The 5,850-nt window shown below is 41.6% G+C and carries 5 protein-coding genes and 1 pseudogene; 4 read left to right on the plus strand and 2 right to left on the minus strand.

The annotated features are described in order from the left end of the window. Positions 1-186: 186 nt before the first annotated feature. Together L4C32_RS20070 and L4C32_RS20075 are read left to right on the plus strand one after the other, a co-directional pair. Positions 187-1,139, plus strand: a pseudogene (locus tag L4C32_RS20070) (permease). Positions 1,140-1,216: 77 nt separating this feature from the next. Continuing rightward, positions 1,217-1,978 (plus strand): YoaP domain-containing protein, encoded by a 762-nt coding sequence (locus L4C32_RS20075; RefSeq protein ID WP_428198663.1) that lies wholly within the window; start codon positions 1,217-1,219, stop codon positions 1,976-1,978. 4 nt (positions 1,979-1,982) lie between these two features. Here the strand turns inward: L4C32_RS20075 and L4C32_RS20080 are convergent, their stop codons facing one another. Continuing rightward, complete coding sequence (locus L4C32_RS20080) at positions 1,983-2,888, minus strand: LysR family transcriptional regulator (protein ID WP_428198664.1); 906 nt, start codon at positions 2,886-2,888, stop codon at positions 1,983-1,985. A 105-nt stretch (positions 2,889-2,993) separates the two neighbouring features. On the opposite strand from L4C32_RS20080, the gene L4C32_RS20085 reads away from it, so the two are divergent. Further along, complete coding sequence (locus L4C32_RS20085) at positions 2,994-3,872, plus strand: DMT family transporter (protein WP_428198665.1); 879 nt, start codon at positions 2,994-2,996, stop codon at positions 3,870-3,872. A 214-nt stretch (positions 3,873-4,086) separates the two neighbouring features. Further along, positions 4,087-5,091, plus strand: coding sequence for an AbrB family transcriptional regulator (locus L4C32_RS20090; RefSeq protein WP_428198666.1), 1,005 nt, complete (start codon positions 4,087-4,089; stop codon positions 5,089-5,091). A gap of 100 nt (positions 5,092-5,191) precedes the next feature. Here the strand turns inward: L4C32_RS20090 and L4C32_RS20095 are convergent, their stop codons facing one another. Then, positions 5,192-5,791, minus strand: coding sequence for a PEP-CTERM sorting domain-containing protein (locus L4C32_RS20095; protein WP_428198667.1), 600 nt, complete (start codon positions 5,789-5,791; stop codon positions 5,192-5,194). Positions 5,792-5,850 lie beyond the last annotated feature (59 nt).

A 5,850-nucleotide genomic window follows, 5' to 3' on the forward strand; every position in this document is an offset into this window, starting at 1 on the left:
AAGTATATATTCGTAATGTGTTTTTTTATAGTTAAAAAAAGAGCTGTGATATCGACGGCTGTGAACTGAGAGCCATTATTTAGTGAAAGTTCAATACATATTTCTATTTTCGTCGAAATATTTGTTGACGTTAAATTCTTCCTTGTCTATATTTCTGGAATATTCGAAATAACTAAGGATCTCACCATGCAACCTGACACTATCACGATGGCAAAAGAAGCGTTTGATATGTTTTTATATCTCGCCGTAGAGTTAACCATACTTTTTTTAGTCATCAACTATTTCGTTGGAATATTGCAAGAGTTCATCTCACCTGAAAAGATAAAATCGATCTTGAGCTCCCGAAATGGCAAAGGTTATGTGGTTGCCGCTCTATTGGGTTCTATTACTCCTTTTTGCTCTTGTTCTACCATTCCATTTCTAAAGGGGCTACTGCGTGCGAAAACGGGTTTTGGGCCAATGATGGTATTTTTGTTTGCCAGTCCACTGTTGAACCCTGTAGTGATTGGGCTTTTTGTCGTCACTTTTGGTGCAAATGTCGCTGTTTTCTATTTCCTCATTGCTATATCAGTGTCGGTTACGGCAGGATTTACGCTTGAAAAACTAGGTTTTGAGCGTTACGTAAAACCGGAAGCGTACTTACAGCAAACAGCAGTTGTTCAGATACTAGTGATGATGTCATTTGCGGGACTGGTAATGGTGGCGCAGTATTAACTGTTGCGGCACCGAACCGCTGGCTGCAGATTTGGACTGCAACCTGGAAAGATTTTAAAAGCGTCTTACCTTACCTGTTCATCAGTATTTCTATCGGCGCACTAATATATGGGCTTGTGCCTACTGAACTTATCGCAGAGTACGCTGGGGCCGATAAATGGTATGCGATTCCTGTGGCTGCGGTTATTGGCATCCCTCTTTATATTCGTGCGGCGGCGGTGATCCCTCTCAGCGCAGCGTTAGTTCAAAAAGGGATGGCGCTGGGTTCTGTCATGGCGTTAATAATCGGCAGTTCCGGTGCGAGTTTAACAGAGGTTATTTTACTTAAATCTATATTCAAAACCCCGATGATCGTTGCTTTTCTAACGGTAGTATTGGGGATGGCCATCAGCGCCGGGTATTTATATAGTGTGATATTTGGTTAATCGATCTCAGTCTCTGTTAAGAGTAACAGCGTTTGTTAGCATGTTTCTATCTGTTTAACAGCGCTGGAGATTGCCTCATGGAATACATCACTTTAACGCCCTCAAATATAGTAACAGAGCATATCTGCTGCGCGTTTTCAGACAAAAAATGTAAAGAGAGTTACGCTGCTAAAAAAACATGGTTAACGGAAGCGTTTCATCATGGTTATGTCTTTAGGCGACTAGATGAACGGGCGAAGGTGTTTATTGAATATGGCCCAGCAGAGACAGCTTGGTTACCCATTAATGCGTCAAACTATCTCGCGTTAGGTTGTTTTTGGGTATCAGGGAAATACAAAGGTGAAGGGCATGGAAAGCAGCTATTAAACGATGTTCTTCTTGCCGCTAAGCAGCAGAAAAAACATGGAATAGTAACGGTAGTTGGTAAAAAAAAGAATCATTTTATGAGTGATACTAAGTGGTTAATGAAGCAGGGCTTTCAACTGTGTGATGAAGCACCGAATGGATTTATATTACTCTATTTACCCATCATTACCGAGGCAGTAAAACCGAAATTTTCAGATCACGTTCATTCTGATACGCCAACATTTGATGGTTGTGTCGTCTACTATTCTAATCGATGCCCTTTCTCAGAGTATCATGTGAATGTGTCACTTATTGAGAGCTGTAACAAGCGAAAAATCCCCCTACATATCGTAAAGCTTGAATCCTTAACCCAAGCTCAAAACTGCCCGTCACCCGCCACAATCTTTAGCCTTTATTATAATGGAGAATTTGTAACCACAGATATAAGCGCTTGTATGGATAAGAGATTTGATAAGTTTGTTAAGGTTGAATAGCCACTCACTCAATCTCTTGATCGAAGCACTGCTGTTTTAACCATCGGCCTAGGGTGACGATTTCAGACTGCTTCTCACGTGCTTTTTTATAGACAAAATAGAAGTTATCACCGGTAGGGAGGTCGTGCATCGGAATACGAACAAAGTCGTGTTGCCTATCTTGATCTGACATGAAGTAGTTATTGAGCAGCGCAATACCTTGATCGTAGCGTGCTGCCTCGGCGGCTAAAATCATATGGCTGAAATGGGTTACTTGAACATTTTTGGGAATGGTAAAGTTTCCTAATTGTGCCCATTTGGTCCAGTCTTCTCCGGCAGTGCTAGTGGGAAATACAGACTTAACAGTGAGTAGCGGCAATTGCCACATCGCTTCTGGTAAGGGTTTATCTTGTATCTGTTGCCACAGCTTTCGGCTGCATACCGGGTACAACTGCTCTTTGTAGAGAAACTCACTGACGTAGTTCTTTTTTGCTGGAGAGATAGTAATGAAACAGTCAGCTACTTGCTCGCTTAACACTGGGTTCTCAGCCACCATGTTGAGGGTCAACTCAATCTCAGGATGTAACTGCTTTAAATTCTCTAGACGGGGAATTAGCCACTTCACTGCAAGTGAGCTGTAGATAGCCAAACGAATTTTTCCACTCTCGCCTTCACGAATTTGTTGGCTAGACTGCGAAATATTGACTAATGCATTACTGATCTCTTCAAAGTACCGTTCCCCGATAGGGGTCAGTGATAGGTTCCTTCCTTGGCGGGTAAACAGTGATTCACCCAAATACTCCTCCAGCAGACGCACTTGATGGCTGACTGCACTTTGGGTCACATTCATCTCTTCAGCGGATTTTGAAAAGCTATTATAACGAGCAACCGCTTCAAAATATTGCACCGCTCGTAGAGGAGGAAGTTTCATTATTAGTTTACCTCATGCTAAGTAAGTTTATATCATTATACTTCACCAAAAACATAGCATATGCTCTCGTCATATTCGAGGCTAAACTATTTAAAAGGAGCGGTTATGCCAAAGATGTCAGTTGGTTTTGCTATGACGCTACTTATTGTTGGTAATCTTATTGCGGTCTTATCCGATGCGATGGTCAAGACGTTAGATTCTGATATTTCAATTTTCCAATTTGTCTTTTTTCGTCAGTTAACGGCGGTAATGATACTGCTTCCGTTTTGTATGAAAAGCAGTAAAAAAAGCTTCATTAACGGTTTGAAGTGGCACATGTTGCGTGGGCACATCTGGTTATTTGGGGCGGTATTCATGGTGTTTGCGATTAACTCTATGCCTTTAGCGACAGCCAATGCGATCTTTTATGCGGCACCATTGATTATGATGCCATTAGCGATGGTGGTCTTTAAAGAGAAACTAACCAAGCACTCTGTTGCGGCTGGTGTCATTGGCTTTTTAGGAGTGTTAGTGGTGATACGCCCAACCGAGATCAACTGGGCTGCAATTGCTGCATTGATTGTGGCGATCACCTTAGCAGCAAACAATCTTTTGATACGAAAACTGCCAAAAGAGCAGACAGTACCGCAAACTCTGCTATTGACTAATTTAGTAGGTATCCCTGCTTCGCTCGCATTGGCGTTATGGGAAGGCAGCGTTTGGAATTGGGAACCGATGTTAACGGCTGCGGGATCGAGTGTGTTTATTCTGATTTATGCCGCGACATGCGTGATCGCTTACCGTTCTGCGGAAAGTAACAAGATTGCCAGCGCCGAATACAGTGGTTTACTCGGTGCAGTGGGTGTGGGTTTGATTTGGTTTGATGAAACCCCAGACTTGGCGATGTTACTGGGTACTGCTTTGATCATCTTCCCTTTAGTATGGTTAGCCAACGTGGAGTCTAAGAAGCGTCGTGAGATGAGTGACGCGATCATTGAGTCATAATATTGATTTATCAATAATTATAATCGAAACATGGATTAGTGCTTGATAATCGAAATAAGGAAGCAGAGAATTACTGGTGTCGTTGCCATTGATTGAATGAATACGGTACGCTCTAGTGTCGTATTGATTCAATTACGTTTTCCCGCCTGCAGAGCTCCCTTTTGTCTGTGAGAAACGAAAGTGCACGTTACCACTTTTCTCAAAAGGAACCGAAATGCTTTATACGATGTTGTTTGCTTTCTCCGGTGCAGTGATTGCGAGTTATTTTCGCATTCCGATGGGGGAAGTATTTGGTAGTATGATCGGGGTGCTTTTAGCAAACAAAGTCTCATCTAGGTTATTGAGTATTCCTCGTTACTCTCTGATATTTATTCAACTTATACTTGGACTGAGCGTTGGAAACTTGATGGATGTAAATCAGTTTTCCGACTACATCAATTGGCAGGTAGCCAGTGGGTTAATGCTGTGTATGGCCTTACAAGTGTGGTTTGGCTATTTATGGCTGAGTAAAGTGGGGCAGTGGACTAAGAGTGACAGTTTACTCGCGTCGGTGCCTGGTGCGATGGCCGCTATATTGGTGGTGTTAAAAGATCAAGAGACTCCCTCACCTAGAGTGATCTTCGCGCACAGTACCCGTTTGGTGGTATTGATAATTATCTCGGGAATTCTTGCGTCGTATCTGGATATCTCTGTCGCGAAAGAGAGCGTAGAAGCAGTCAGTGTGGATAGCATGACGGGTTTACTCTTGGTCTCTATTATCGCCACAGTTGTGGGTTTCTTGTTAACCAAAGTGGGTCTTGCTGCTCCCTATATCATTACGGGATTAGCCACGGCGATGCTGAGTAACTATTGGTCAATAGATCTACTGTCATATACCGTACCTGATCAGCTCATCTCTATCTCTAGCGTGTTGTTAGGAGCATTGATTGCCACCAACTTACAGCATATTCAACGCTCTGAAGTGTTGGCCTATTTACGTTGTGGTTTGACGGTGACTTTGATCAGTATTAGCGTTACCGTAATGATGGCATTTTTATATAGCTTGATGGTCGAACAGTCATTTTTAGTGTTGTTGATTTCATGGGCACCAGGCAGCTTAGAGACGATGGCGATTACTGCACTCTATTTAGGGTTAGAGCCGGCGTTTGTGATGGTCAATCATGTGATTCGATTGACGGTTCTGCAAATGTTACCTTCGATGATGGGCTTTAAAAAATAGTAGATGTGTTAAAAGAACGTTTGAGGGAATTGGAATTCAATATGAGATAAGTTAACAATAAAGCTTAGATAGAACTAATCTAAGCTTTACTGATATTTTATTATTGAACTTTACGATTTCTCGATATGACTAAGCCACAAAGGCCCAGCAAAAAGATTGCGATTGTTGATGGTTCAGGTACATCATAATGAATAGAACCATTCCACGTTCTAGGGTTAAATGCAGATCCAAACAGGCCACCAATGCCTATACCTGTCACGACTTGTAGGTCATCATTTTCAAATAGATTCGCCCCATTGGTATACTTCATCGTTGAATCATCTGTTGTTATATAAACACCAAATGATTTTGCGGCTTCTAGATAAAAATCACTAATATCAATAAATGTAGGGTTATTGGTTCCACTGCTAATGCCAAAAGAGCTACTGACAAGTGTCCAGGCTGATGCATTGTTTTCAAAGCCCGTATAGCTGCCTGTTTTAATATAGACATCAATCAAAACATCTGAACCGATTGTATTCTCCAAATTTACGTCTAAGCCAGTAATCAATAGATCATTTGAAAAAGTGGTAAGATCAAACATGTTTCCAGTGTGACCATTATTACTATTAAAAGTGGTAGTAATCATGCTTGCATTGGTTACCCACGTGCAGCTAATCAGTAAAAATGTCAGTGTTGAGCGAATTATTGTTTTTAGCATTATGATTCCTTGTGGAGTGTTACTTTTCATTATAATGCTCAATAAGCAATAATTAAGCC

This window comes from Aliivibrio kagoshimensis (assembly GCF_050337105.1).
GTDB classification, from domain to species: domain Bacteria; phylum Pseudomonadota; class Gammaproteobacteria; order Enterobacterales; family Vibrionaceae; genus Aliivibrio_A; species Aliivibrio_A kagoshimensis.